Here is a 24,703-nt window from a genome sequence, read left to right as displayed (position 1 = left end):
TGACCGTTACAGACGGAGAACGCAAACCTTATTTTTTGATCTTCGAGGCGCAGTTGGTCCCTCCCCCCTCGGATGAGCTGGATGAAGATCCCAGTGCAGATCGCAGAGTCGCAATGCACTGCTTCGAAAATCTATAGATAACCTGCGACGAACCTTACTCAGGGGGTAGGTCAAAGTCAACGAGCTAGGGACGAAAAAATATAAAAATACATTAATTCGCCAACTGCTTTGTTATGCGCAATATGGCTGAATATATTTAGCTTTGCAGTAGGGGCTAAGTGGGGTTATAGTCTCATGGCAATGGTTCCCGCCAAAAACTAAGGAGCTGTCCATGCGACAGTTACAGCCTGTTATCTGGTCAAAAGGTACTTTCCTTTCGCCGCAGCACTTGCAGGCACAGGAAAGATTCATCGAGGAGATGGTCCGGTTCCATCTCGAATCGGTCGCTTCGTATTACTGGGGCTTCTCGTCGCTACAGATCGACCCGAAGGCACTGGCCAGCGGAGCTCTGTCGATTAGCAGCGCCGTGGGCATCTTCCCGGACGCACTGCCGCTGGATATTCCAGGATCGGACCATGCGCCGGGGGCTCGCTCGCTCGAAGAGTGTTTTCAGGACGGACGTTCCGCGTGCACGTTCTATCTTTCCATTCCTCAGCATCGGCTCGGCGGCATGAATGTCTCGTTGCAGCGCGGTGGGGTAAGCACTCGCTTTGTCTCGCAGGTACGCATGTTGCGGGATGAGAACACCGGCATCGGCGAGAAGTCCGTGCAGTTGGCAGGGAAGAACCTGCAGTTGCTCTCCGAGCTGGATAACCTCGAAGGGGCCACCCTCCTGCCGATAGCCAGGGTGGAAAAGACCGAGGCCGGCACCTATCGCCTCGCACCCGCGTATGTGCCGCCGGTCATCAATATCCGTGACAACGATTTTCTGAACGGCATTCTACGCAGCACGATAGAGCTGCTGGTGGCGCGCAGCAGCCAGCTTGCGGGAACTCGGCGGCAGAAAAATCAGTCACTGGCGGACTTTGGTGCGTCCGACATCGCGAACTTCTGGCTGTTGTACACCATCAACACGCACCTGCCCGTGCTGCGCCACTTGTTCGAGAAATCTCTGGTCCATCCAGAGGATATGTATACGTCGTTACTGGAGCTGGCCGGTGCACTGACGGCGTTTTCGACGAAGATAGAGCCGCGCGATCTGCCGCGTTATGACCACGAAGCGCTCGGCGAGTGCTTTGCGACGCTCGACCTGCAGATACGGCAACTGCTGGATACTGTAGTTCCGAGTAACTTTATCTCTCTGCCCTTGAAGATCCTGCGGCCGAATATCTACGCAACGTCGATCGACAAAGACAGCTACTTCGAGAACTCCCGTTTCTATCTCGCGATAGCCGCCGACATTCGCAAGGAAGAGATCATCTCGCGAGCGCCGCTCCTGTTGAAGGCTTGCTCCGCGACGCACATCGAGCAGCTGATCAATCAGGCATTGCCGGGATTGAAGCTGACACACGTGCCCTCTCCACCGCGAGCTCTGCCTGTAAAACTGAACTACCAGTATTTCAGCATCGACCGCACAGGCGGCGTGTGGGAGGCGGTTACGCGTGCGCGCAACTTTGCGGTGTACTCGCCGGAAGAGTTTATGAATCCTGTCTTCGAGCTGATCATTCTGTTGCCGAACGCGGTCTAGTGAAGAGTTCAAAGGCGCAAAGCGAAGGGCGAGTCGAATTCGACTCGCCCTTCGCTTTGCTGGAAATAACTGGGATTAGACCTGCTGGCTCATCTTGAGGGCCAGGTCGCCGATGACAGGCAGCTTGAAGTACTCGCCCTTGCTGGCTTTGAAGATGCACAGAATCCATACGATCAGAAAGAACAGGCCGATGAGGGGCCAGATCAAAATGACTACGCAGCCAAGGACTGGAATATGGGAAAGAATATGGAGGATGATGGCGGCCAAAATGTCGACGACGATCCAGGCACCCGCGAAGAACAAGCACTGCAGCGAGTGGAAGCGTACGAGGGCCATGCGCTTGTACGGGTCCATGACGAGGAAGATGATCGCCGGAATGATGGTGATGTAGGCGATGGCTGCTGCCGCGGTCGGAGACAGCCCGTCACCCTGCGGGGGACCACCCTGAGGTGGAGGGTATCCACCACCGCCTTGTGGAGGGTATCCACCGCCTTGCGGCGGCGGAGGAGGATAGTTCGGGTCGTTCGGCGGTGGGTAGCCAGAACCCGACGATGCATAGACATTAGAGGCCGGAGCGCTTCCTGCGCTGAAATCACTACTGGGTACATGTTCCCATTCGCCACCCTGATTCGTTGGGTTCTGCATAGTATTCTCCTCGCCTACTGAAGTAGCTGCAAAAGTTGGTAGCTTAAGACGCGCTAATTGTAAACCCCTAATAGGGTGGAAGGTAGTGGGTTAGTTGGAAGGTGCAGTTTGTTTTCTGACGCTTCGATGTCAGGAAGCAGCGGAGCACTGAGCTTCCTGTCGCGGAATCAGCGGAAGTGGAGTGTGTTCTCGACTACTCTCTTGCCTGGTTGGAACAAAAATATAGGCAGCAACGTAATTGATATCAGGTGGATGTAGTCCAAAGTCCCGCGCTCGCGATACCCTTAACAAGACTTCTGGAGTGAATAAAAAGACGTGCGAATTGGAATTGATCTGGGTGGGACGAAGATAGAGGCAATAGCGCTAGACGCAAAAGGGCAGGAACTGCGTCGCATTCGAGTGGCAACACCGCGTGGAGACTATGACGCAACGATCGCAACGATTGCCGGACTCGTTCGCGATATGGAGCAGGCAACCAAGCGGGTTGGCAGTGTCGGCGTAGGGATTCCGGGAACGGTCATTGCGTCGACCGGCCTCGTGAAGAATGCCAACTCGACGTGGATCAATGGTCGTCCGTTTGAGCACGATCTGAGCCTTGCGCTCGACCGTGAAGTCCGTTGCGCGAATGATGCGAATTGTTTTGCCGTCAGCGAGGCCACCGACGGCGCGGCCCGTGGCGTGCGCATTGTCTTTGGCGTCATCGTCGGTACCGGCTGCGGCGGTGGCGTTGCGATTGACGGGCGTGTCCATGCGGGAAGAAACGGCATTGCCGGAGAGTGGGGACACATGCCGTTGCCCTGGGCGCAGGGTGACGAGGTGCCCGGTCCGCAGTGCTACTGCGGTCGAACGGGATGCCTGGAGACCTGGATCTCGGGCACAGGCTTTGAGCAGGATTTTGCCCGCAGCAGCGGCCGAGAGCTTCGCGGCAAGGAGATTCTTGCTGCGGCCGAGGCCGGAGATGCAGTAGCTTTGGCTGCGTTTGAACGCCTCGAGGATCGCATGGCACGCGGACTCGCGATGGTGATCGACGTCCTCGATCCGGATGTGATCGTGCTGGGCGGCGGCCTCTCCAATATTGAGAGCCTCTACGCAGGTGTCTCGCAGCGGCTGCGCGATTACCCCTTCGGTGGAGGCGTCGATACGCCCATCGTCCAGGCTATCCACGGGGACTCCAGCGGAGTACGAGGCGCAGCCTGGCTCTGGCAGCCGGAGACTCGCTGAGAATTACTTTGTGCGACAGTTTTCCATCAAGCTGCATCCGATAGAGACATGACACACAATGTGCAGTCCGCAACCTATCTTAAGGGAACATTGATCCAGGAACTGCTCGCGCTTCTCGAGGGTGGCAATGCTCATGCCACCTTTGAGGCTGCCGTGAAAGACTTTCCCGCGAAGCTTCGCGGGGAGGTTCCGGAGGGATTGCCGTACTCCGCATGGCAGATCGTCGAGCATCTGCGCATCACGCAGCGTGACATTCTCGAGTTCACCGACAATAAAGAAGGTGGCTATCGGGAGATAAAGTGGCCGGATGACTATTGGCCGAAGGAGTCCGCTCCGCCCAGTGAGGCTGCGTGGGAACATTCGATCCGCGAGATTCATGCCGACCGCAAGCTCTTTGAAAAACTCCTCAAAGAAACCGATGACAAGTCGCTGACAGAACCCTTTTCCTGGGGAGACGGCCAGACGCTGCTGCGCGAGGCCTTGTTGATCGCAGACCACAACTCGTACCATACGGGCGAGCTGATCGTGCTGCGACGACTGCTTGGGGCCTGGAAGAAATAAGGGCTGATGAGTCAGCGCCAGCTTACCGCAAGGTGCCAGCGAAGACCACGCTCCGCCGTCTTGCGCAGGACAATCTCATACTCCCGTAGTTCTTCCAGCACCGAAGCCCCTTCGGTGCCGAGCTGTTGAGGATCGCCTTCGAGCGATTGGATCAGTGCCATAACCGTAGGTAACCCATCTTCGCCGCGATACCACTGCGGCGGCGGCAGACGTTTCAGCAGGTCAGGATTGCCCGCGCCCTCTTCGATCAGCAGGGCCATAGAACTTTCGTCCGCCGAGAAGAATTCGATCAGGGGACGCACACTAAGCTCAAGTGCCAGGCGCTCAACGGCGCTTTCATGCCGCGCCAGTGCACGTCCGTTTACGAAGATGTTGAAGCCGGGATCCTCACCCTCGACCACGATGTACATCGATGCTGCCATGTTCCGAAGTTTACCCTCGCAGGCTCGAATCTTCGAGCTTTTTAGCTCGACATAATCTTTGGTGGTTCAGCGCTGTTTTTCTCGCTTCTGGACAATAGAAGAGACACGGCCGCGCCTGCCAGCAAAACACCGCAGGCCACGCTGCGCGCTGTGGTTATGGAATGCAGCAGGAGAAGCCCCTGCAACAGAATCGCCAGTGGTACCAGCACGTATCGTGCGGTGTACTGTGAGGCCGTCAGTCTTTGCAAGGCCAGGATGGTGAGCAGCGCGAGAACGAAGTCGATGGCTACCGCAGCAGGTGCCAAAGCAGGAATCGCGTGTTGCCGCAGGGATTGTGCCGCCGCCGCTATTCCAAAGACAAATCCTGCGCTGGCAAAAGCCGCGGCGGAACTCCAGGTGACGCTCGCGGGAGCGACAGAACGACGGAAGAGGACGCACCCGACGCCCGTCAACAGAGGTGCCATCAGCAAAACTACATCATTCAGTGGGCTTGAAAAGGATGGTTCTGGTAGCACCAGCAGCAGGCCAACCAGAGCCGCGAGGCCCGGCCAAAGACTTGCCGTCGAAAAGTCCTGCTCCGTGGAGCCGAAGGCTGCCTCGGCAACAGCGGTCACGACCGGAGTAAGTGCCAGTGCAAGAACCAGACTTGCGGGAGAAAGCGAAGGTACTTGGAGAAGGATTCCGAGGACTGGGCCAACAAGAACCAGAACCCCTCCCAGCGCGGCTGAAAAGAAGGACGTCTCTGACGGACGCCTGCTCCGATTCTTAAGTGCCAGACCAAGGCTTAAGCCTGCAGCAAGTGCACAGGCGACTGTTTCAGTGGCAACGGTTGAACCAGCCTGTGGCCAGGTGTCGGTGATCAGCCATTCGCTGGAAGCGGCGAGGCAAAGCAGAGCAAATGGCCACCACCGATGCCACAAGCTCGTTGGGTGTCTCTCTGCCATAAGACCTCTTCTACTTCGTCCCACAAACTATAGAAGCCGCGCACAAGGCGCGGCTTCTATAGTTTGTGCATTCGTTACTCTTGCGGACTAGCTATTGGCACTGCCGCCCTGCGGAGCGCCGCCACCCTGACCGGGCCGGCGTCCACCGCGACGGCGGCGACGCTTCTGGCCTGCTCCTGCGGGACGATTGCCTGCCGCAGCGCCGTTCTGTGGCGCTGGTGCCGGAGCGTCGCCGTTTTCTTCGTCGCCGTTCTCCTCGCCACCCTCATCCTCATCGCCTTCGAAGTCATCATCCTCATCGTCGTCGTCGAAATCTTCGCCGCCTTCGATGGTGATGGTGTCCTCGTGCTTGGGAGCCTCGGGACGCGAACCACGCTCAGGGCGTGGCGCACGCTCACGCCGCGGCTCGTCACCGCCCGTGGGCTGTTCATTTTCAGGATCGGGCAGGCCGAGCTTGGCGCGCTGCTCCTTGAGCACGGCCTTGCGCGAGAGCTTGATGCGGTTGCCGTCGATCGAAAGCACCTTCACCAGCACCTGGTCGCCGTCGCGAAGTTCGTCCTTCACGTCCTTCACGCGATGCTCTGCGATCTCGGAGACGTGCAGCAGACCATCGGTTCCGGGGAAGATCTCGACGAAAGCGCCGAACTCCGCCAAACGAACGACCTTGCCGAGGTACGTCTTGCCGACTTCGGGAACAGCGGTGATGTCGCTGATCATCTGGATCGCTTTAGCGAGTCCCTCGGCATCCGACGAAGCCACATTGACGCGGCCCGTATCGTCCACATCGATCTTGACGCCGGTCGCATCCACGATACCGCGGATAACCTTGCCGCCAGGTCCGATGAGGTCGCGGATCTTGTCGGTCGGGATCTGGATGGTGTGGATGCGCGGTGCAAAGGCGCTCTTTTCTTCGTTGCCCTTCGAGATGACGGCGTCCATCGTGTCCAGCAGGAACAACCGTCCGCGGCGAGCCTGTTCGAGAGCCTCACGCATGATCTGGGTGGTGATGCCCATGATCTTGATATCCATTTGCAAGGCGGTGATGCCATTGCGCGTGCCGGCGACCTTGAAGTCCATGTCGCCATAGTGGTCTTCGGCTCCCGCGATGTCGGTCAGGATGGCGTACTTGTCGCCCTCCTTCACCAGGCCCATCGCAACGCCTGCCACAGAACCCTTGAGCGGAATACCCGCCTGCATCAGCGAGAGGGAAGCGCCGCACACCGTTGCCATGGACGACGAACCGTTCGACTCGAGGATGTCCGAGACGACGCGCAGCGTGTAGGGCGACTCGTCTTCGCCAGGAAGCACCGCTTCGATAGCGCGCCATGCAAGAGCGCCGTGGCCGATCTCGCGACGGCCCACACCGGTCATACGTCCAACTTCACCTACCGAGAACGGCGGAAAGTTATAGTGCAACATGAACTTCCGCTTCTGCTCGCCTTCGTAGCTCTCCATGCGCTGTGCGTCGTCGGTGGTACCGAGCGTCGCAGAGACCAGTGCCTGGGTTTCGCCGCGAGTGAACAATGCGGAACCATGTACGCGAGGAAGGACACCGGTCTCGATGGAGATCGCGCGGATCTCGTCAAAGGAGCGGTGATCGGGGCGGATGCGGTCGTTCAGCACCTGCTCCCGGAAGATAGTCTCGCGGAGTCCCTCGAAGTACTTGCCGAGTTTCTTCGCTGCATCCGGCTCACCCTCAGGAAGCTCCTTCTTCAGCTCGTCCTTGATCTCCTTGACCTTGGCGTAGCTCTCGAACTTCGGATACTTCTTGGTGTTCAGAGCATCTGCAAGGCGCTCGCCGACCTTGGCTTTGAGGCCGGCCGCGTAAGCGGTGTCGCTGTCGAGCGCGGTCACAGTGCGCTTGGTCTTGCCGGCGCGGCTGACCAGGTCTTCGATACCGGCGACAATCTTCTTGATCTCTTCGTGAGCAAACTCAATCGCTCCGACGACGACCTCTTCGGGAATCTCCTTCGCACCCGACTCAACCATCACGATGCCGTCTTTGGTGCCGACGACCATGATGTTCAGCTTGCTGGTGAGACGCTCGGTGTAGGTCGGGTTTACGACATACTGCTCGTCGATATAGCCGATACGTACCGCGCCCACGGGACCGTGGAAGGGAATATCAGAGAGTGCCAGCGCGCAGCTCGCGCCGTTGATGCCGAGTACGTCCGGATCGTTTTCCTTGTCGGCCGAGTACACGAAGGCGACAACTTGCGTCTCGTTCCGGAAGGCCTCCGGAAACAACGGGCGGATGGGGCGATCGATCTGACGGCTGGTCAGGATCTCCTTCTCGGAAGGCCGGCCCTCGCGCTTGATGAAGCCGCCGGGGATGCGTCCACCCGCATAGGTAAACTCCCTGTATTCAACGGTAAGCGGGAAAAAGTCAATCCCTTCCTTTGGGTCGGGGGAGGCGACTGCCGTTGCCAGAACGGCGTTGTCGCCGCTGGTCGTGAAAGCGGCGCCGGAGGCCTGTTTAGCGATCCGTCCCGTCTCAAACTTAATGTGCTTGCCACCGGCAAGCTCAACTGTAACGTCCTGTTTCATGTACGTTCCTCTTCTTCTCTTCTTTTGTCTCTAAGCTTTATAAAGGTCCGCCAGCTCGCTCTGAGAGCGGGGCTAAGACGAAAGCCCCGCCGAAGTAGCTTCGGGCGGGGCTCCTTGGTACGGATGATAAAAATTTGGTGGGTTGAGGGTGCAGAAAACCGGCAGCATAAGCGGCAAGCGTTGGGTAACGCTGCTAAGGGCAGCGGGAACGGGAACGCTCGAAGGGGCTCCCATCCAATCCATGGCGCTTGGCGAACTCAATACTCTCCTACACTCCTGAAGAGTGCGCAGCACAGTTGTGCTGCGCAGCCCTCGATGGGATACGTGCAAGCTACTTGCGGATACCCAGCTTGCCGATAACGTCGCGATAGCGATCCGGATCCGTCTTCTTCAGGTAATCCAGAAGGCGGCGGCGCTTGCTCACAAGCATCAGCAGACCGCGGCGGGAACCATGATCCTTCTTGTGGGTTTTGAAGTGCTCGGTCAGCTCACCGATACGCTCGCTGAGGATCGCAATCTGCACTTCCGGACTTCCAGTGTCCGAATCATGCGTGCGGAATTTAGTGATGATGTCAGTCTTCTTTGCGGGTGCCAACACGGCTGTAACGTACTCCTGATTCTCTGTGCTCTAGTCCACTTCTCTCAGTGTCCAATTAAGAATAGCACGCTAATTAAAGGCAGAGTGTAGAGAATAGAGCGGAGAGGATAGAGATTGCGAAATTGGGGCTCTCTCTTGTGCCCAAACCAGATGTATTCGCTTGGTTTACCTTCTTTCGGTCGCCTTTAAAGGAATAGAGACGGCTGCCTTTTGGCCTCGCCGTCTCTATCCTCTACGCTCTATCTTCTGCTTTACCCAAGGTGCTTCTTCAGGAACGCCAAGGAGCGCTCGTCGGCCAGTTTTGCCGCCTCTGCGTTATAGCTGGGGCGATCTGGGTTGGCGAACGCGTGGCCGACACCCTCATAGAGGAAGATCTCTACTTCAGGATGTGCGTTCCGTACGGCATTGACCTGGTCGCTGCCGATGTGGTCATCATCTGCACCAAAGTGCAATGCGACAGGGCAGACAGGCTCTTCTGCAGCCACCTTACCGATCCCGCCCGCGTAGTATCCGACGCCCGCATCCGGCTGTATCTGGAGGGCTTTGGCGCGAGTTGTGCTCAGCCAGGTCAACAAGCCTCCGTAGCAGTACCCAAGGACGCCAACTTTTTTCCCGGCAGCCTTTACATGCTTGAAAGCCGCAGCGACATCCAGGAGTTGCACCGCAGGATCGAGCTTTCCATAGAGTTCGAAGGCCCTCTTCATGTCGTCCTCTCCGTAGGTCAGCTCGAGACCACGTTCGAAACGATCGAAGATCGCCGGTGCGATCGCCAGAAATCCCTCCTTCGCATAGCTGTCTGCAACGTGTTGGATCGACGGGTTCACTCCGAAGATCTCCTGTATCACCACCAGCGCGCCGATTGGTTCCCCTACAGGCTTTGCCACATAGGCCGAAAGTTCATGTCCGTCGGCTGCTTTTAAATTGACCCACTCGCTCATTATGTTGCTCTCCTTCATTGCCATCAGACGAAGGATACCCGTGAAAAGCTGCACTGTTTTCCTCAAGGTTCCTGGAGAGAGCGATGATTTATTGCAGGGTTCATTTTGGCGAGAAAAAGTGCCTTTTGATAACAAATCGTATTCCCCCACTTGCAATTCGCTTTTTATTCGCTAGAATGTCCGCATGGCGATTACGCGGCGGCAAAAAGAAGTCATCGACTTTCTTTCGAGCTTTACCACCAGGAACGGCTACTCTCCTTCGTATGAGGAGATCGCTTCAGGCCTCGGCCTGAATTCGTTGGCCACGGTGCATAAACACGTCACCAACCTGCAGAACAAAGGCTTGCTCCAGCGTGCCCACAATCGAAGCCGGTCTATTGATGTTCTGCCCCAGCGCTCGGCGAAGAAGGGCTTCGACCGCCTTCCTCTGCTGGGCCGCATCGCGGCGGGCAAGCCGGTCGAGGCCATTGAGACTGCCGAATCGATCTCGCTGGGCGATATTATCGGCAACCGCGAGGTCTATGCCCTGGAGGTTCGCGGGGATTCCATGCGCGATGAACATATCGTCTCTGGAGACTATGTGCTCGTCGAGAGGACCCGTACCGCACGCGAGGGAGAGATCATCGTCGCTCTGATCGACGGCGCCGACGCCACGCTCAAGCGTTTCTACCGGGAGGGCAACCTCATCCGGTTGCAGCCCTCCAATACGGAGATGGCCCCGATCTACGCTCCGGCCTCGAATGTGAGTATTCAGGGCAAGGTGTTAGGCGTCCTACGGAAGTACGCCTAGAGCATTTTCACCGATCATATTGTGTAATATGGTTTTTCGCCCCCCCACCATACCTTGTCATCTCGACCGAAGGCGGCGTTTTTTAGCCGCCGTAGCGGAGAGACCTGCAGGTTGCTCGCGCGGGCACCTTTGCCTGCCCAGACAACCTGCAGATCTTGATGCAAAGCGCGCCACAAACATTCGCATCGCGCTCTGCAACCTACAGGTCTCTCCACTCCGCATGACGATAAAACCATCCTGCTCCGGTCGAGATGACAGTTCTGGGGTGGTTCGCTCCTAAGACCCACTATTTATGAAAATGTCCTAGACCTCTTTCCGCAACTCGCGGAACCAATGTATACATCTCTGCGTATCCTGTCTCATCGAGCACTCGAAAGCTTGGGGGATACGTTGAACTCGTCACGCAAATCTCGCAGAAGACTTTGGATCGTACTTGGCGTCATTGCCATTGTTCTGGTCACCGGCGGCGTTGTAGCCGCCAAGACGCTGGGCAGCTCCTCGCCGCTGGATCCTTCGCAGCTCGGCAAGGCTGAGCTGGGGGATGTTGCTCGTTCGGTCGTAGCCACCGGCAAGGTGCAGCCTATTACCGAGGTCGAGGTCAAATCCAAGGCCAGCGGCATCGTCACGAAGCTCGATACGGACATCAACCAGACCGTCCGCACCGGCCAGGTGCTGGCGCAGCTTGACCAGCAGGAGATCCTCGACCAGGTCGCCGCGCAGAAGGCAGGGTTGGACGGCGCAGAGGCCAATGCGCGCTCTGCCAGTGCTGCGGTCGAATATGACAAGGTTGCGGCTGAGGCTCCGGACCTTCCCATGCTCGAACACACGTATAAGCGCTCTCTCGCCATGCAGAAGGATGGCGTCGTCTCGCAACAGGCCCTCGACACTGCCGAGCAGCAATATCGCGCCGCTGCGAATACGCGCGACCGCGCCGTCTCTCAGATCATCGTCGACAGCGCCAAGCAACGCCAGGCCCAGGCCCAGGTTGCCGCGGCTGAGGCCTCGCTCAAGCAGCTCGAAGAGCAACTCAGCTACACCACTATCACCTCTCCCATCGACGGTGTCGTGCTCTCCCGCGATGTGCAGATGGGCGATGCAGTCAGCTCCATCCTGGTATTGGGCAGCACCGCCACGCTGGTCATGACGCTCGGCGACATCCATGAGGTCTACGTCAAGGGCAAGGTGGACGAGTCTGACATCGGCAAGGTGTACCTGGGCCAGGCCGCGCGGATCAAGGTCCAGAGCTTCCGCGACAAGACATTCCAGGGCAAAGTAACGAAGATCGCTCCACTCGGCGTCGAGAAGGACAATGTCACGACCTTCGAGGTGCAGATCTCTATCGAGAACCCCGGTGGCGAGCTGAAGGCGAATATGACCGCCAACGCGGAAATCGTGCTCGAGGAACACAAAAATGTACTCACTGTCCCCGAACAAGCCGTCCTCTACGACAAGGATCGCAATGCAACTGTATGGGTACCCGATGCGCACGGCAAAGACGGGCACCGTATCGTTCCGATCAAAGTAGGCCTTTCCAACGGAAGCCGCATCGAAATTACTTCCGGCCTGAAATCGGGCGATGCGGTTGTCCTGCAACAAACGTCTTAATTTGTCTCAACCTTGGTTTAGTAATTTTTACCTCAATCCTGTTCTAGTAATTTATTGCTGAACACTTTTGATTCATCTTCGATTCTTCAAGGAGCCGCCATCATGAAACTTCAACTTCTCGCCGCCTCAACGCTCCTGGCAGTCGCCACTGCGGCCTATGCGGATAACACCTTCGAACGCACGCTCAGTGTCTCGTCCCAGGCCGATGTCTATGTCTCCACTGGAGCAGGAGACATCAGGATCACCCCATCCAGTGATAACCAGGTACATATAAAGGGCCACGTTCACGCCAGTTGGAGCTCCTTCGGCGACGTCAAGTCACGCGAGCAGCGCATCATCGACAATCCGCCGATCGTGCAGAATGGAAATCAGATTCGCATCGGCGAGACGACCGACCGCAGCCTGCTCAACAACATCTCGATCGACTATGATCTATCCGTTCCCGCCGCGGTCGCGCTCAATCTGCATAGCGGGTCAGGTGACATCGAAGTCGCCGATGTCGGCCGCTATCTTTCGGCGGCAACCGGCTCCGGGGATGTGCGCGCTCACGGTATTCATGGTCCGGCGGAACTTCAAACCGGCTCCGGAGACATTGAACTGCAGCAGGATGCTGCCGGCGATGTGAAGGCTAAGACCGGTTCGGGGAGCGTTCGTATCCACGAATTCAACGGTGCGCTCACTCTCCGTACCGGTTCTGGCGATATTGAAGCCAATGGGCGGCTTGCGAGTTCTTCCACCGTGACCAGCGGTTCGGGCTCAGTGCGTCTGCATCTGAACCCGGATTCGCACTTCAACCTGCAGGCCGCGACCGGCTCTGGTGATATCCATGTCAACTTCCCGGGAGCTCCAAAGCAGGATGATAACTCCCGGCACCATCTCACCGCGTCCATCAATGGCGGCGGCGATCCCCTGGAGATTCATACTGGCTCCGGCGATATCGAGGTCACACCTCGCTAGAGCAGTTCCCGTATAGGTGCAGAGCGAGCCACAGGTCTATGCGCTGTTTTTTCCCAAGAAAAACAGCACTCGCAGGGGTTGTCCACTCTACATGAATACGGTAACTGCTCTACCCTAAACTAGCTTCATGCCTGTTCCACGCTTGCTGGTCTTCGATCTCGACGGTACCCTGATCAACTCTTCTCTTGACCTTTGCAACTCGGTCAATGCAATGCTCGAGCATCTTGGCAAGCCGCCGCTGCCGAATGCAGTCATTGCAAGCTATATCGGTGATGGCGCGGCGATGCTGGTTCGCCGCGCTCTGGGCGATCCCGGAGACCTCGACGCCAGTATTCATGACGAGAGTGTTCTGCGCGAGGCGCTTGATTTCTTTATTCGCTACTATCGCGTGCATAAGCTCGATAACACCCTCGTCTATGAGGGGGTGCTCGCATCGCTAGAGCACATTCGCAGTCGCTATCCGCACATTCTTATGGCGGTGCTGACCAACAAACCGGTCGGCCCTTCCCTCGACATCTGCACGCAGTTAGGGCTTGCCCCGTTCTTCTTCCAGAACTACGGCGGCGACTCTTTTCCCACCAAGAAGCCCGACCCGCAGGGACTGTTGACCCTCATCGCTGAAGCCAACGCGATTTTCGCGGAACGTTCCGAACGTCCGCTACAGGCAGATGAGGTGGTCATGATCGGAGACACGGATGTCGATGTGCTCACGGGCCGCGGTTGCGGGGCTCGTACCCTCGGATGCGCTTTCGGCTTGTCCCCTCATGCTCTGGCGGGCGCACAGCCTGACGCCCTTGTCGACCACGCGTCGGAATGGCCTGCAGCACTCGGGTTGTAGAGGGGGCTGGAAAAGGAGTGTTTCGTTTACGGCACGGGTTTACCCGTGCCGTAAATGCTTCCATTGCGACTCGGCTTTAGCCGCAGAGGTAACGCGCTTCAGCGCGCTGCGACTTTTTCAGCAACTTCTAAAGCATTTTTCATTAACCGCGTGACAAACACCACTACAGAACCACCACAAAATTGTCATCTCGACCGAAGCATGATGGCTTTATCGTCATGCGAAGTGGAGAGACCTGCAGGTTGTCCGCGCAGGCGATCATGCCTGCATGGGCAAGCTGCAGGTCTCTCCGCTACGGCGGCAAAAGCGCCGCCTCCGGTCGAGATGACAACGTATGGGAAGGGAAGAAAAGAACCGCATCTCACTATGGGCGAAATTGCCCTAATTTTCCGAAGGCATCTCAACATGATCGATGACGAGCACCTGTACTGGCCCTTTTGTAGACTCCAGCTTTAGTCCAAGCTGTTCCTGCATAGCAGTGAAGATCGAAGGGCCAGAGCTGTTCTCTGTCCCATTGTCCGCCGGAGCTCCGCTGGCATCTGGCGTCCATTTGAGCGTGACGTCGTATCTTCCGGCGATTCCAGTTTTATCGATAACGACGCGGCCCAGTTCCGTGGCCAACTCCTGTGTCAATGCCTGGGCGATCTCCGCCAGAGTCATACCCTCGGCAGTGAGCTGGCCGGTGCTCGATGACGTACCACTGCCAGGTTTCGTCGATACCTGAAGCTTGGGACCATTTTTTGCGACCACTAGAGCATAGACCGGAAGCTCTAGTGTCTCCCAATGAACGGCCAGTTTGAAACGGTCAGCCAGAAGCTGCTGAAACATCGCCTGCCTTTGAAGCTTGCGCTGCTCGGGGCTAAGCGTTCGCATCTGATCGACGAACGAACTATCTACCTTCGCCTCAATATCGAATCGTTCCGAGTCGAGCCACTTCGGACCGCCCAAAATCCGAGGTTCCGGTACTCCGTAGGCGCTACGGTGCATGAGGTTTTTCAACGCAATATTCGTTGCAGAGTAGCGCCCGTCGTCAAAATCGGAATGGGAGCCTGAACTGCCGGACTTGTTTATCTTGACCGTGGCCGCTTCGAAGACTGGGGGAGCCGCAGCGACAGAAGCGGCAACAAGTGGCAGTGGAGGAGTCAGCGGTGGCGCAGAAGTCTGGGCGAGTGACGTGATAGTCAGCGATGAGGCTGCGAGCAGCAACAGCGTTTTGAGGAAAGGCAGTTTTCGGTCAGCCGACTTGATCATGATTGGAAGAAGTCCTGTCTTCGCGGCTATCTCTGTTCTGACTACTCCGAAAACGATCACACACTCAGAACTGGAAGTAAAGGAACGAACTCGTCTGGTCGAGATTAGCGAGGATGGCGAAGAAGAGCACCGCCATCACGATGCCCCAGCCAAGATTCGGCGACCAGCGCAGACGCGACAGAAGGATGCTGGGCGCCGCAGCGGCCGATGTTTCTTCTCCGAGAATCTCTTGGGTGTTGGGCATGAACCAGACGACAGGGAAGAGGGCAAGGCCAAGAGCGCCGTCCAGAAAAGAACTCATATGTCCATGACCGTTGCGGCCGCAGAGGTCGCGCAACATGGCAAAGGCAGCATGCAGGGAATCCGCGCGGAAGAAGATAATCGCGAAGGAAACCTGCAGGTAGACGCTGATGCGGAGCGCCATGCGCAAAAGGCCGGTTGGAGGCTCTTCCACAGCACCCTTCTGCCGCTGCTTGAAGTGCCGCCATGCCTGGTTGGCCGTCAGGTAGATCCCGTGCAACAGACCGAAGATGAGGAACTGCAGGCCCGCGCCATGCCAGAGGCCGGTAAGCAGCATGGTAATGATCGTCGGATACGCAACCATCGCGGAGAAGCCACCTACAGTCGCCAGAGATTTGCGTGAGATCTTCTTTCCGGCTGCGAGGCGTCGGCGCTGCACACCCAGCAGGATCGGGTTGTAGAGATAGAGTGTGACGTAACGGGTGAGTGTCATGTGCCAGCGCTGCCAGTATTCGGTCACGCTGGTGGCCTTGTAGGGGGAGTCGAAGTTGAGCGGGAAGCGTATCGAAAAGATGCGCGCCAGGCCGAGCGCCATATCCGAGTAGCCCGAAAAATCAAAGTAGAGCTGCATCGTGTAGAGGATGAGGCCGACCCATGCGGAGGCTGCGGTCTGCGAACCCGCATGAGCGAACGCGATGTCAGCCTGCGCGGAGAGCTTGTCCGCGATCAGTACTTTCTTTCCCAGCCCAAATAAAAACCAGGTAGTTCCCAACGCGACATCCGCGGGTACCAGCCGGAAGCGCCGCCCGGCTGCGAACTGCGGCATCATCTCTTTGTGGTGGAGGATCGGGCCGATGATGAGGTGAGGGAAGAAGGTGACGAACAGGACATAGCTAAGAAGGTCCTGACGCTCCGCCTGTCCTTGCGCGAGATCGACCAGATACGAGATCTGCGTAAACGTGAAAAAGGAGATGCCGAGCGGCAGCAGTATCGGGTGCGCTGCGGGTGCAGGCAGGTGCAGGCTGTGAATCAGCAGCAGCGTCTTATACAGGTATTTGAAATAGAAGAGCGCCAGCAGGTTGAGCGTCACGCCCAGAGCCAGAATCTGTCGTCGGCGCGAGCCTCCTTCCTGGCTGGAGGAGATGGCGATCGAAACCAGGTAGTTGACGACGATAGAACCAAGCAGAAAGAAGACGAAGACCGGCTTGTAGACCGCATAGAAGACGATGGAGCAGAGAGCTAGCCAGGCAATCACCGGCCGTCGTCCGAGACGCCCGAGCAGATGGAAGCCCACCATGGTGATGGGAAGAAAGCAGAAGATGAATTTGAAAGAGTTGAAAAGCATCGTTTGACGTAGCGTGAAGGAATGATGCGGGTATCAAAGCAGGGGCTTGTCGCCCTACTCAAAAACTAGAGCGATATCGAAGTAGCTGTACCAAGGGTGTTTTGTTTTTTGTATCACCCCAAAACCGTCATCCTGAGCGAAGTGCGGGGTCCCCGGCGAATGTTCTTTGTTCGCTGGGTGCAAGTAGCTCGCGCACTTTGCGAGCTACGCAGTCGAAGGACCCCGAAGAGCTCTATTTGCCGATACAGACCGAACCATTTCAACCTCCAGAGCTCTTGCTGCACTAACGCCGCAAAGAGACCGCACGAAACGCCGCAACGTTGTAACGTGGCCCGAAGTCTCGATCGTCGATGTACGGATTTTTCTGGGCGACCTCATTCACCTGGCGCGCTACTAAGGTGCTGACGATCTGTGATCCGAAGGCCGTGTAGTGACGTCCGTCATTGAAGAGCCCGATGGGCAACGACTGCAGGGAGTTGCTGGTGACACCCTGCAACTCCGACGAGTAGGCTTTGAGATTGTCGTCGCAGGAGGGGATGGGGGCCACGTCGACCAGGACAATGGCACTGCGATCCGAGTAGCTCTTGCGATAGTTATCCGCAATCGCGCGGGGGAAGGCCCCGCTTGAGCCGTCGGTGAGCTTGGCGGCCGCTTCGCAATGGGTGCGGGCGGGTGATGGCGGGGTGAAGAAGCCGTTGCGCACCCGAATCTGATCTTCTTCTGCGCGAAGACGCGTTGTATGGAACCAAACGTCTTTGATTGCGTAATACGCTGTGAAGCCTGCGGCATAGCCGGCAAACGCAATGGCTTCATGGGGGTGAGTCACAAGGACACGACGGCTTTCTTCCGGCGATCCATGGCGCAGCAGTTCCAGCAGACCCTCCGCATAGATGGTCTGTTTCCAGACACGGTTTTCCTGCTGGAAGTCGTCCGGCGAAAGCTGCACGATCAGCATCTTGGGGTGAACGTTCTGTTGCAGATAGTGGTCGAGCGTGAGATTGCCGGTGACGGCCAGTACGGCGTTGGTCACAGAGATGTTGCAGGTCTTGAAACCGGTCTGGCGGTCCACCACCTCGGGATCGATGCCTGTCATCGCAGTGGAGTCTCCATAGACCAGCACGTCGCAGTTGCGGTCCTGAATATCAAAGATGGCATCGTTCGACTGGACCCAGACACTGGCTCCATGATGAAGAAAAAAGTTCGATTTGCCGAGGCAGATAAACGCCGGAATCGACAGCAGGGGTAGCAGAACGACCAGCAGGCAGTACGCAACAGCTGGTTCGGCGGCTCTATGCCCTGCCCGTTGATCGACGGCAGCCTGAGGCAAGTGGGTCGCGGCTTCGTGAAGCTCGAGTGCCAGATTCATGTAATCCAAGGGTTGGTGGGTTTGATTCTACCTGTAAGTCCGCTTGCGGGATAGAACTCGTGCGCCCGAACTTCACAGATTAAACGTCATCAAGTTACAGCAGAGGAATATGGTTTCTCATCGAAAACCTATAAGCCCATCCTGCTATGTCTTTGACGCGTACCCTTCAAATAAGATTACATGGCCATCGTATGTGTTTTATTTGCAATAACTTATGGTGGGTATCTCGTTTGCGCGCACCACAGAAAACCCGGCGGAAGCCGGGTTTTCTGTGGAAAAATGGAATACTGTATATGACTCCCTGTATATGAAGGGACCGGTCAGCGCAGAAAGACGCTCAGTTCCGCCGCTGCTCCGCGAAGGTGTGAGAGGAAGCGTGTCTGCATCTCGAGCATCGGCATGCGAGGTGCATGGCCGCTCAGATTGACGGTAGCAACGACGCGTCCATTGGGCGCCTGTACCGGCACCGCCAGGGACCGCAGACCGATCTCCAGCTCCTGATCCACCAGCGCATATCCGTTGCGTCGAACATTCCGCAAGGCCAGCCGCAGCTTGTCGGCCGAGGTGATGGTTCGCGGTGTGAACTGTGTGAACGTCGCACGCGAGAGATAGAGTTCGAGCTGATCCTGGGGAAGATACGCCAGCAGAACGCGGCCCATGCTGGTACAGAATGCCGGCAGTCGCGATCCGATGTGCAGGTCGACCGACATAACCCGGGTGACGCTGGTCCGTGCGATGTAGACGATGTCGTCGCCATCGAGCGTGGCCACAGAGAAGGACTCATGCAGTAGGGATGACATGCGCTCCAGGATGGGCTGCGCGGCGTTGGCGAGGGTGCTGGAGGCCGTGTAGGTGTTGGCCAGGGTCAGCATCTTCGGACGCAGCGAATAGCGCTGCGTCTCATCGGAGCCGGCAAATCCCAGCTTGACCAGCGTGTACAGACATCGTCTTACGGCTGCGCGCGAAAGACCAGTACGCACGCTGAGCTGCGAGATCGTCATCTGCGGTGTCTGTGGCGTGAAGGCCTGGATCACAACCAGGCCGCGCGCCAGCGAGGCCATGAAGTTTGGATCTCCTGTATAAATCTCAAGCGCAGTGGCAGGAGAGACCTTGACCTTAGGAGTGGGGAGCGTGGCGGGGTCTGCTGCTGCTGGCACGACCGCGGAAAGAGTGGGGTTCATGGAAACCTCCGGAAACGGTCGCATACCAAATGGTGCGATTGCCGTCCTGTATCTACGATAAACGCACGATGTGGAAAAGCGCAAGATGACCCGCCAGTCATTTTTTCAAAAAGAACAGATAAATAATAGATATTTACGTAAATTCTAGATTTCTGTACGGCTTTGTCCCAGCTTCCGCGAATTTATGTCGAACGCACCCCATCCAAAAAAGAAGGGCATGGTCTCAACCATGCCCTTCGATACTGATTTCAAAAAGCGAGAGTTATTTCTTGCTTCTATACCGGCGAATCAGATTCGTCGTTGAGGTATCGTGCGCAAGCGCAGGCTCTGTCGCACTCTCAAGCTCGCCAATGATCTTCTGTGCCAGCACCTTGCCGAGCTCCACGCCCCATTGATCGAACGAGTCGATGCTCCAGATCGTTCCCTGGGTAAAGACGGAGTGTTCGTACAGTGCGATCAGCTTGCCCAGCGCCTCAGGAGTGAGTACGTCGGCGAGGATCGTGTTCGACGGACGGTTGCCCTCGAACACCTTGTGTGGCACCAGGGCTTCGGCGACACCTTCAGCCTTCACCTCTTCGGCGGTCTTGCCGAAGGCCAGCGCCTCTGCCTGCGCGAAGACATTCGCCATCAGCATGTCGTGGTGCCTGCCGAGCGGGTTGAGTGTCTTGTAGAAGCCGATGAAGTCGCAGGGAATCAGCCGTGTGCCCTGGTGAATAAGCTGATAGAAGGAGTGCTGCCCGTTGGTTCCAGGCTCGCCCCAGTAGATCGGGCCGGTCTCGGTTCCGACGTGTTCGCCCGAGAGCGTAACGTGCTTGCCGTTCGACTCCATCGTGAGCTGCTGCAGGTACGCAGGGAAGCGCTTGAGGTACTGCTCGTAAGGCAGGATCGCTACCGTCTGCGCGTCGAAGAAGTCCGTGTACCAGACCGTCAGGAGGCCGAGAAGCACCGGGAGGTTTTTCTCGAAGGGTGTCGTGCGGAAGTGAACGTCCATCGCATGGAAGCCGCTGAGCATGGCACGGAAGTTGTCCGGGCCGATGGCGATCATCGTGGAAAGGCCGATAGCGGAGTCCATCGAGTAGCGCCCGCCGACCCAATCCCAGAAGCCGAACATGTTCTCGGTGTCGATGCCGAACTTCGCAACCTCTTTCGCATTGGTGGAGATAGCGACAAAGTGCTTGGCGATGGCCGACTCGTCCTTCAGCGCGGCGAGTGTCCAGTCGCGCGCGGAGTGCGCGTTGGTCATCGTCTCCAGCGTGGTGAAGGTCTTGGAGGCGACGAGGAAGAGCGTCTCGTCGGCATTGAGATCCCGCACGGCCTCGGCGAAGTCGGTTCCGTCGACGTTGGAGACGAAGCGGAAGGTGAGATCGCGCTGCGAGTAATGCTTCAGCGCCTCATAGGCCATGACTGGGCCGAGATCCGAGCCGCCGATGCCGATGTTCACGACGTTCTTAATACGCTTGCCGGTATAGCCTTTCCATTCGCCTGAGCGGACGCGATCGGAGAATCCGGACATCTTGTCGAGCACCTTGTGAACTTCGGGCACCACATCTTCGCCGTCGACCTTGATGGACTCGGACTTCGGCGCGCGCAGGGCAACGTGTAGCACGGCGCGGTTCTCGGTGATGTTGATCTTCTCGCCGGTAAACATCGCCTCGATGTGCTGCTTCAATCCGGACTGCTCGGCGAGCTGTGTGAGCAGGCTGAGGGTCTCAGCGGTAATGCGGTTCTTCGAATAGTCGAGGAAGAGGCCTTCGGCTTCGGCGGTAAAGCGTGTGCCGCGTGCGGGATCATCCTTGAAGAGCTGGCGAAGCTGGAGGGTCTTCACGGTTTCGGCATGCTGCTGTAGGGCTTTCCAGGCTGGTCGCTGGGCCAGCGGAACGATCTGTTCACTCATATAAATCTCTCCTGACGCTATTAGAACATTCGGGTATGTCATCTTTATGACAGCCCCGAGGCAACCGGTACTCACTTCTATCATCACACTCCTATGGGTGTTGGCGATTCATTCACAGGCAGATGGACGTACCGGTCCGCCCTGTCGAAAATGAGTACACCGGGGCCGCGTAGTTGGGTGAAGACGATCGAGTGCGAGGGCGATGCGGTGAGTGTGCGGGAGGAGATCGACTTCGGTGGCGGCAACGAGGCAACGGTTGAGATTGAGGCTAAATTCAACGGCAAATCGTATCCCGTGAGTGGATCGCCGGTAGCGGATACCATGGCCTATACGCGCCTTGACAGCCATACGATCTCGGGAACTGCCTGCAAACAGGGAATTATCGCGATTCGGGAGATGCTGGTGGCGGCAGAAGAAGGGGACTCGATGCGCATGACGTACACGGTGTTTCGGGGGAAGAAGAAAGTGGCCAGGGGGATTGCGGTGTTTGAGAGGACGGGTATTCGCTAGTGATGAAGCTCGTGTTGTTGCCCGGCATGGATGGGACCGGAGAGCTGTTCCGGGAGTTTGTAGCGGCGTTGCCGGAGGGGACTGAGACCGTGGTGGCGCACTATCCGGGTGATCGCCGGTTACGGTACGCGGGATTGATGGAGTTCGTGCGAGGGGCCGTTTCTGTGATTGCGGCGGCTTCGACAGAAGAGCCTTTTTGTCTGGTGGCCGAGTCTTTTTCCACTCCACTCGCAATTCAGTTCGCGGCAACGAATCCACCGAACCTGAAGGGGTTGGTTCTTTGCGCGGGATTTTGCACCAGCCCTCTGCAGGGGTGGCGTCGAACGCTCGCCTTCGGGTTGGCACAGTTCATCTTCTGGCTGCCGCTGCCTGGCTTTTTAGTGGAAATGTTTCTGACAGGGCCAAATGCTCCGCGTACGTTGGTGGCTGCGGTGAAGGCGGCGGCTTCATGGGTGGAGCCGGAGGTGATGGCCGGGCGTGTTCGCGATGTGCTGATGTGTGACGTGCGGGCAGCGTTGGCGAAGGTCTCTGTGCCCATCCTGTATCTGCAGGCTGCCCAGGATCAACTAGTGAGCCCGGACTGTTTGGCGGAGGCACAGCGTATCAAACCTGAAGAGACGGTGGTGGTCGATGGGCCGCACCTGCTGATGCAGCGGGAGCCGAAGTTGTGTGCAGATGTGGTGGTGAGATTTGTGCAGGGAGATCGAATGAAGGCTGCCCAGGGTTTGCCGGTCGCGTAAACCCTGGCCCTGCCAGCTAACTGTCTTTGCGATACAAAAGATTGCGCATCGCCTGCCGGCGAGCCTCGTTTGCTTCGGCGATGGTCTTGCGTTCGGTGGCGTCCATACGGTGTTTGCCGGTGGAGTCGGAAGATTCAGGGGCACTGCACTCTGGGCAGCGGTTGGCGTAACCGGGTTTATCCGGCTTGAGCTCGAACTCTTCGGAGCAGATGACGCAGACTTTAATCGGAAAACCCATACAATCCCATGATACGACGGTCACCCCGAAGGCGAAAATCCTCACCTAATCCGATGGATTGTGGCGCCAGGCGGTGTCTTTTGATTACGACGTGTGCGGGTGCCGATTGAGATTACAACGCAGCCAATACGTCCATTGGGTCGGGTCTGACGCGGTGGTCGGCGTGGGCCTCGCTGAAGAGGATTTGGCCGCTCCGTGAGATCACAAATGTCGCGGGGAGCGGCAACCGCCAGCTTTGGTCTCCGTTGACGAAGGGAATGTTCACCAAAATGCTGCGGTAGTGGCGCTGCATCACTTCGGGAACGGTATAGGTAATGCCGAACTTATCGGCGAGCTGAGCCCCTGCATCGGACAGGATAGGGAAGGTCAGGCCGTGCTGTTGAACGGTGAAATCGTTCTGGCGGGGCAGCTGTGGCGAGACAGCGATCAGCAGCGCACCACGTTCGCGAACGGTAGGGTAGAGCTTCTGCCAGGCTTCCAGCTCGGTCATGCAGTAGGGGCACCAGCGGCCGCGAAAGAAGTTGACGATGACTGGACCGACGGCGAGCAGGTCGGACGAGCGGATGATCTTACCGTTGATGGCGTCGGGCAGTGCAAACTCAGGCGCCTGCGCCCCGACAGGCAGGATGCGGGACTCGATGCCGGTGGCGAGGAGCTCCTGCACAGCATTGTCAGTAACGGCGAGGCGCTCAGGCTGGACCAGATCCCGGGTTTGCGCGGTGATGGTGTCGAGCTGATCTTGAAGGCGGGATGTAACGGGGGACGGCATCTGCTTCCAGTGTAGATGGTACCCCGCCAACCCACTCCTACGTTCTTCCAACAGTGGCTGTGCATGTCTGGGTCGACGGGGGTAGAGCAGTTCCCGTATAGGTGTATGGCGAGCCACAGGCCTATACGCTGTTTTTCCCCAAGAAAAACAGCACTCGCAGGGGTTTTCCACTCCACATCAATACGGGAACTGCTCTAGAGGCTACAAATGGAAGACGTGGTCTGCCCCAAAGACGAGGCCGAGTGTGAGAAGCGCGATGACGACCTCTCCGATGGCTCCGACCAGGAACGGACGGATGCCTTGCTTGCTAAGGTCGCGAAAGCTGGTGCGCAGACCGACGCCGGCGAAGGTGAGCAGAAAAGCCCAGCGCGACAGGTTCCCGACCGCTAGCAGCTGTGGCTTGGAGAAGAATCCGACCGTGGCAAGCAGCGAGATCAACAGGAAGCCGAGAACAAACTTGGGGAACTTCGACCAGAGGAAAGCGGCCTTGTTCTGGACTTGCGCCGCCTGGCCCTTGGAGGCCCAGTAGATGGCATAGCCAAGGACAACGAAGCCGATAAGGGCGTTGCGGCAGGTCTTGGTGAGAACGGCGATCTTGCCGGCGGCGTCGGAGTAAAGAGCACCGGCCGCAGCGGTCTCGGCGGTGTTGTCTACGGCAAGGCCGGTCCAGACGCCGTAAGCGTGGTCGGAGAGGTGCAGCGCGTGGCCGACGAGGGGGAAGATAAAGAGCGAGATCGCTCCGAGCGCAAGGATAGCGGCGATAGCGTACGACGAGTCTTCTTCGTCGGCCTCGATGGCGCCCTGCGTGGCAATGATGGCGGAGACTCCGCAGACAGAGCTGCCGACCGCGAGCAGCGTGACGAGCTTGGGAGAGAGTTTGAATCCCTTGCCCAGGAAGGTCATGAAGGTAAGGGCGAGGGCGATCTCGATGAAGACGAGCGCCAGAGAGATGCCGCCGAGCTTGGCGATATCGCCGAGGATAAATCGTGCTCCAAGCAGAACGATGCCGGTCTTGAGCCAGAACTCGTAGGTGGCGACGCCGCGGCGGAAGAGCGCAGGTACTCCAACGGTGTTGGAGATGAGCAGACCGATCAAGATGGCCCAGAGGACGTACTCGATGTTGGGCAGCACCAGGTGGTGGGTCTTGCCGTAGCGGGCGATGAACTGCTCGATGAACTTGCCGCCGTAACCCACGACGACGAGCAGCAGCAGGCCGGGGATGAGGCCGAGCGGGTTCGTGGAGGATGCAGGCGCCGTCTGGACTACGGCCGGGTCCGCGATCTGGGGAACGGTTTGAGTGGGTGTGGACATGAGGGTCTCCGGTGCCTACCAGGGCACGACTTTGAGAACGCCGAAGCGAATGAGGAGAGCGAGGCCGAGCGAAAGCAGAACGGCCCAGGTGTCTGGCGAGAGGCG

The 24,703-nt window shown here is 57.8% G+C and carries 23 protein-coding genes; 9 read left to right on the top strand and 14 right to left on the bottom strand.

Annotated features, from left to right (window positions below):
• The first annotated feature begins 331 nt into the window (after positions 1-331).
• Positions 332-1,687 (top strand): type VI secretion system baseplate subunit TssK, encoded by a 1,356-nt coding sequence (gene tssK, locus GSQ91_RS20290; protein ID WP_158823569.1) that lies wholly within the window; start codon positions 332-334, stop codon positions 1,685-1,687.
• Positions 1,688-1,762: 75 nt separating this feature from the next.
• Here tssK and GSQ91_RS20285 read toward each other — a convergent pair whose 3' ends face one another.
• Positions 1,763-2,332, bottom strand: coding sequence for a DUF4870 domain-containing protein (locus GSQ91_RS20285; RefSeq protein WP_158823568.1), 570 nt, complete (start codon positions 2,330-2,332; stop codon positions 1,763-1,765).
• A 315-nt stretch (positions 2,333-2,647) separates the two neighbouring features.
• Here GSQ91_RS20285 and mak point away from each other — a divergent pair, with 315 nt between their 5' ends.
• Together mak and GSQ91_RS20275 are read left to right on the top strand one after the other, a co-directional pair.
• Positions 2,648-3,553, top strand: coding sequence for a fructokinase (gene mak / locus GSQ91_RS20280; protein WP_158823567.1), 906 nt, complete (start codon positions 2,648-2,650; stop codon positions 3,551-3,553).
• A gap of 48 nt (positions 3,554-3,601) precedes the next feature.
• Positions 3,602-4,114: a DinB family protein gene (locus tag GSQ91_RS20275; RefSeq protein WP_158823566.1), complete on the top strand. Its 513-nt coding sequence runs from the start codon at positions 3,602-3,604 to the stop codon at positions 4,112-4,114.
• 11 nt (positions 4,115-4,125) lie between these two features.
• On the opposite strand, the gene GSQ91_RS20270 is transcribed toward GSQ91_RS20275, so the two are convergent.
• From GSQ91_RS20270 to GSQ91_RS20250, 5 genes are all read right to left on the bottom strand, one after another.
• The gene (locus tag GSQ91_RS20270) at positions 4,126-4,536 is read right to left on the bottom strand and encodes a hypothetical protein (RefSeq protein ID WP_174240711.1); all 411 of its coding nucleotides are present in this window, start codon (positions 4,534-4,536) and stop codon (positions 4,126-4,128) included.
• 41 nt (positions 4,537-4,577) lie between these two features.
• A complete protein-coding gene (locus GSQ91_RS20265) occupies positions 4,578-5,480 on the bottom strand; it encodes a hypothetical protein (protein WP_158823565.1) in 903 nt (300 codons plus the stop codon).
• A gap of 87 nt (positions 5,481-5,567) precedes the next feature.
• The gene (gene pnp / locus GSQ91_RS20260) at positions 5,568-8,027 is read right to left on the bottom strand and encodes a polyribonucleotide nucleotidyltransferase (protein WP_158823564.1); all 2,460 of its coding nucleotides are present in this window, start codon (positions 8,025-8,027) and stop codon (positions 5,568-5,570) included.
• A gap of 331 nt (positions 8,028-8,358) precedes the next feature.
• The gene (rpsO, locus tag GSQ91_RS20255; RefSeq protein WP_014266235.1) at positions 8,359-8,625 is read right to left on the bottom strand and encodes a 30S ribosomal protein S15; all 267 of its coding nucleotides are present in this window, start codon (positions 8,623-8,625) and stop codon (positions 8,359-8,361) included.
• A 251-nt stretch (positions 8,626-8,876) separates the two neighbouring features.
• Complete coding sequence (locus GSQ91_RS20250) at positions 8,877-9,563, bottom strand: dienelactone hydrolase family protein (protein WP_158823563.1); 687 nt, start codon at positions 9,561-9,563, stop codon at positions 8,877-8,879.
• A 184-nt stretch (positions 9,564-9,747) separates the two neighbouring features.
• On the opposite strand from GSQ91_RS20250, the gene lexA reads away from it, so the two are divergent.
• The 4 genes from lexA to GSQ91_RS20230 all read left to right on the top strand — a co-directional run bounded on the left by lexA (position 9,748) and on the right by GSQ91_RS20230 (position 13,753).
• Complete coding sequence (gene lexA / locus GSQ91_RS20245; RefSeq protein WP_014266233.1) at positions 9,748-10,353, top strand: transcriptional repressor LexA; 606 nt, start codon at positions 9,748-9,750, stop codon at positions 10,351-10,353.
• Between the two features lie 390 nt (positions 10,354-10,743).
• A complete protein-coding gene (locus GSQ91_RS20240) occupies positions 10,744-11,958 on the top strand; it encodes an efflux RND transporter periplasmic adaptor subunit (RefSeq protein WP_158823562.1) in 1,215 nt (404 codons plus the stop codon).
• A gap of 102 nt (positions 11,959-12,060) precedes the next feature.
• A complete protein-coding gene (locus GSQ91_RS20235) occupies positions 12,061-12,915 on the top strand; it encodes a DUF4097 family beta strand repeat-containing protein (RefSeq protein WP_158823561.1) in 855 nt (284 codons plus the stop codon).
• Between the two features lie 127 nt (positions 12,916-13,042).
• Entirely contained in the window at positions 13,043-13,753 is a 711-nt protein-coding gene (locus tag GSQ91_RS20230; protein ID WP_158823560.1) for an HAD family hydrolase, read from the top strand.
• A gap of 381 nt (positions 13,754-14,134) precedes the next feature.
• Here GSQ91_RS20230 and GSQ91_RS20225 read toward each other — a convergent pair whose 3' ends face one another.
• The 5 genes from GSQ91_RS20225 to pgi form a co-directional block, all read right to left on the bottom strand.
• Positions 14,135-15,004: a TIGR03435 family protein gene (locus tag GSQ91_RS20225; protein WP_158823559.1), complete on the bottom strand. Its 870-nt coding sequence runs from the start codon at positions 15,002-15,004 to the stop codon at positions 14,135-14,137.
• A gap of 64 nt (positions 15,005-15,068) precedes the next feature.
• Positions 15,069-16,589, bottom strand: coding sequence for an MBOAT family protein (locus tag GSQ91_RS20220; protein WP_158823558.1), 1,521 nt, complete (start codon positions 16,587-16,589; stop codon positions 15,069-15,071).
• A gap of 283 nt (positions 16,590-16,872) precedes the next feature.
• A complete protein-coding gene (locus tag GSQ91_RS20215; RefSeq protein WP_158823557.1) occupies positions 16,873-17,955 on the bottom strand; it encodes a hypothetical protein in 1,083 nt (360 codons plus the stop codon).
• A 320-nt stretch (positions 17,956-18,275) separates the two neighbouring features.
• Positions 18,276-19,136 (bottom strand): IclR family transcriptional regulator C-terminal domain-containing protein, encoded by an 861-nt coding sequence (locus GSQ91_RS20210; RefSeq protein ID WP_158823556.1) that lies wholly within the window; start codon positions 19,134-19,136, stop codon positions 18,276-18,278.
• A gap of 262 nt (positions 19,137-19,398) precedes the next feature.
• Positions 19,399-21,030 carry a glucose-6-phosphate isomerase gene (gene pgi / locus GSQ91_RS20205; protein WP_158823555.1) on the bottom strand — a complete coding sequence of 544 codons (1,632 nt, stop codon included), beginning with the start codon at positions 21,028-21,030 and terminating at the stop codon, positions 19,399-19,401.
• Positions 21,031-21,180: 150 nt separating this feature from the next.
• On the opposite strand from pgi, the gene GSQ91_RS20200 reads away from it, so the two are divergent.
• Together GSQ91_RS20200 and GSQ91_RS20195 are read left to right on the top strand one after the other, a co-directional pair.
• Positions 21,181-21,540: a hypothetical protein gene (locus GSQ91_RS20200; RefSeq protein ID WP_216845343.1), complete on the top strand. Its 360-nt coding sequence runs from the start codon at positions 21,181-21,183 to the stop codon at positions 21,538-21,540.
• A 2-nt stretch (positions 21,541-21,542) separates the two neighbouring features.
• Positions 21,543-22,280, top strand: coding sequence for an alpha/beta fold hydrolase (locus GSQ91_RS20195; RefSeq protein WP_254064804.1), 738 nt, complete (start codon positions 21,543-21,545; stop codon positions 22,278-22,280).
• 16 nt (positions 22,281-22,296) lie between these two features.
• Here the strand turns inward: GSQ91_RS20195 and GSQ91_RS20190 are convergent, their stop codons facing one another.
• From GSQ91_RS20190 to GSQ91_RS20180, 3 genes are all read right to left on the bottom strand, one after another.
• On the bottom strand, positions 22,297-22,518 hold the full coding sequence (locus tag GSQ91_RS20190; RefSeq protein WP_158823552.1) for a hypothetical protein: 222 nt from the start codon (positions 22,516-22,518) through the stop codon (positions 22,297-22,299).
• A gap of 112 nt (positions 22,519-22,630) precedes the next feature.
• Complete coding sequence (locus GSQ91_RS20185; protein WP_158823551.1) at positions 22,631-23,287, bottom strand: peroxiredoxin-like family protein; 657 nt, start codon at positions 23,285-23,287, stop codon at positions 22,631-22,633.
• Positions 23,288-23,488: 201 nt separating this feature from the next.
• On the bottom strand, positions 23,489-24,598 hold the full coding sequence (locus tag GSQ91_RS20180; protein WP_158823550.1) for a YeiH family protein: 1,110 nt from the start codon (positions 24,596-24,598) through the stop codon (positions 23,489-23,491).
• Positions 24,599-24,703: the final 105 nt, after the last annotated feature.

This window comes from Granulicella sp. S156, assembly GCF_009766105.1.
In the GTDB taxonomy this organism is placed as follows: Bacteria; Acidobacteriota; Terriglobia; order Terriglobales; family Acidobacteriaceae; genus Granulicella.
The sequence above is the reverse complement of the archived record's forward strand: the minus strand, read 5'-3'. Positions and strand labels throughout refer to the sequence as shown.

Coding starts and splice junctions, on each gene's coding strand:
- tssK (WP_158823569.1), top strand. CDS start 332: ATGCGACAGTTACAGCCTGTTATCTGGTCAAAAGGTACTTTCCTTTCG.
- GSQ91_RS20285 (WP_158823568.1), bottom strand. CDS start 2,332: ATGCAGAACCCAACGAATCAGGGTGGCGAATGGGAACATGTACCCAGT.
- GSQ91_RS20275 (WP_158823566.1), top strand. CDS start 3,602: ATGACACACAATGTGCAGTCCGCAACCTATCTTAAGGGAACATTGATC.
- GSQ91_RS20270 (WP_174240711.1), bottom strand. CDS start 4,536: ATGGCAGCATCGATGTACATCGTGGTCGAGGGTGAGGATCCCGGCTTC.
- GSQ91_RS20265 (WP_158823565.1), bottom strand. CDS start 5,480: ATGGCAGAGAGACACCCAACGAGCTTGTGGCATCGGTGGTGGCCATTT.
- pnp (WP_158823564.1), bottom strand. CDS start 8,027: ATGAAACAGGACGTTACAGTTGAGCTTGCCGGTGGCAAGCACATTAAG.
- GSQ91_RS20250 (WP_158823563.1), bottom strand. CDS start 9,563: ATGAGCGAGTGGGTCAATTTAAAAGCAGCCGACGGACATGAACTTTCG.
- lexA (WP_014266233.1), top strand. CDS start 9,748: ATGGCGATTACGCGGCGGCAAAAAGAAGTCATCGACTTTCTTTCGAGC.
- GSQ91_RS20235 (WP_158823561.1), top strand. CDS start 12,061: ATGAAACTTCAACTTCTCGCCGCCTCAACGCTCCTGGCAGTCGCCACT.
- GSQ91_RS20230 (WP_158823560.1), top strand. CDS start 13,043: ATGCCTGTTCCACGCTTGCTGGTCTTCGATCTCGACGGTACCCTGATC.
- GSQ91_RS20225 (WP_158823559.1), bottom strand. CDS start 15,004: ATGATCAAGTCGGCTGACCGAAAACTGCCTTTCCTCAAAACGCTGTTG.
- GSQ91_RS20220 (WP_158823558.1), bottom strand. CDS start 16,589: ATGCTTTTCAACTCTTTCAAATTCATCTTCTGCTTTCTTCCCATCACC.
- GSQ91_RS20215 (WP_158823557.1), bottom strand. CDS start 17,955: ATGAATCTGGCACTCGAGCTTCACGAAGCCGCGACCCACTTGCCTCAG.
- GSQ91_RS20210 (WP_158823556.1), bottom strand. CDS start 19,136: ATGAACCCCACTCTTTCCGCGGTCGTGCCAGCAGCAGCAGACCCCGCC.
- pgi (WP_158823555.1), bottom strand. CDS start 21,030: ATGAGTGAACAGATCGTTCCGCTGGCCCAGCGACCAGCCTGGAAAGCC.
- GSQ91_RS20200 (WP_216845343.1), top strand. CDS start 21,181: ATGAGTACACCGGGGCCGCGTAGTTGGGTGAAGACGATCGAGTGCGAG.
- GSQ91_RS20195 (WP_254064804.1), top strand. CDS start 21,543: ATGAAGCTCGTGTTGTTGCCCGGCATGGATGGGACCGGAGAGCTGTTC.
- GSQ91_RS20190 (WP_158823552.1), bottom strand. CDS start 22,518: ATGGGTTTTCCGATTAAAGTCTGCGTCATCTGCTCCGAAGAGTTCGAG.
- GSQ91_RS20185 (WP_158823551.1), bottom strand. CDS start 23,287: ATGCCGTCCCCCGTTACATCCCGCCTTCAAGATCAGCTCGACACCATC.
- GSQ91_RS20180 (WP_158823550.1), bottom strand. CDS start 24,598: ATGTCCACACCCACTCAAACCGTTCCCCAGATCGCGGACCCGGCCGTA.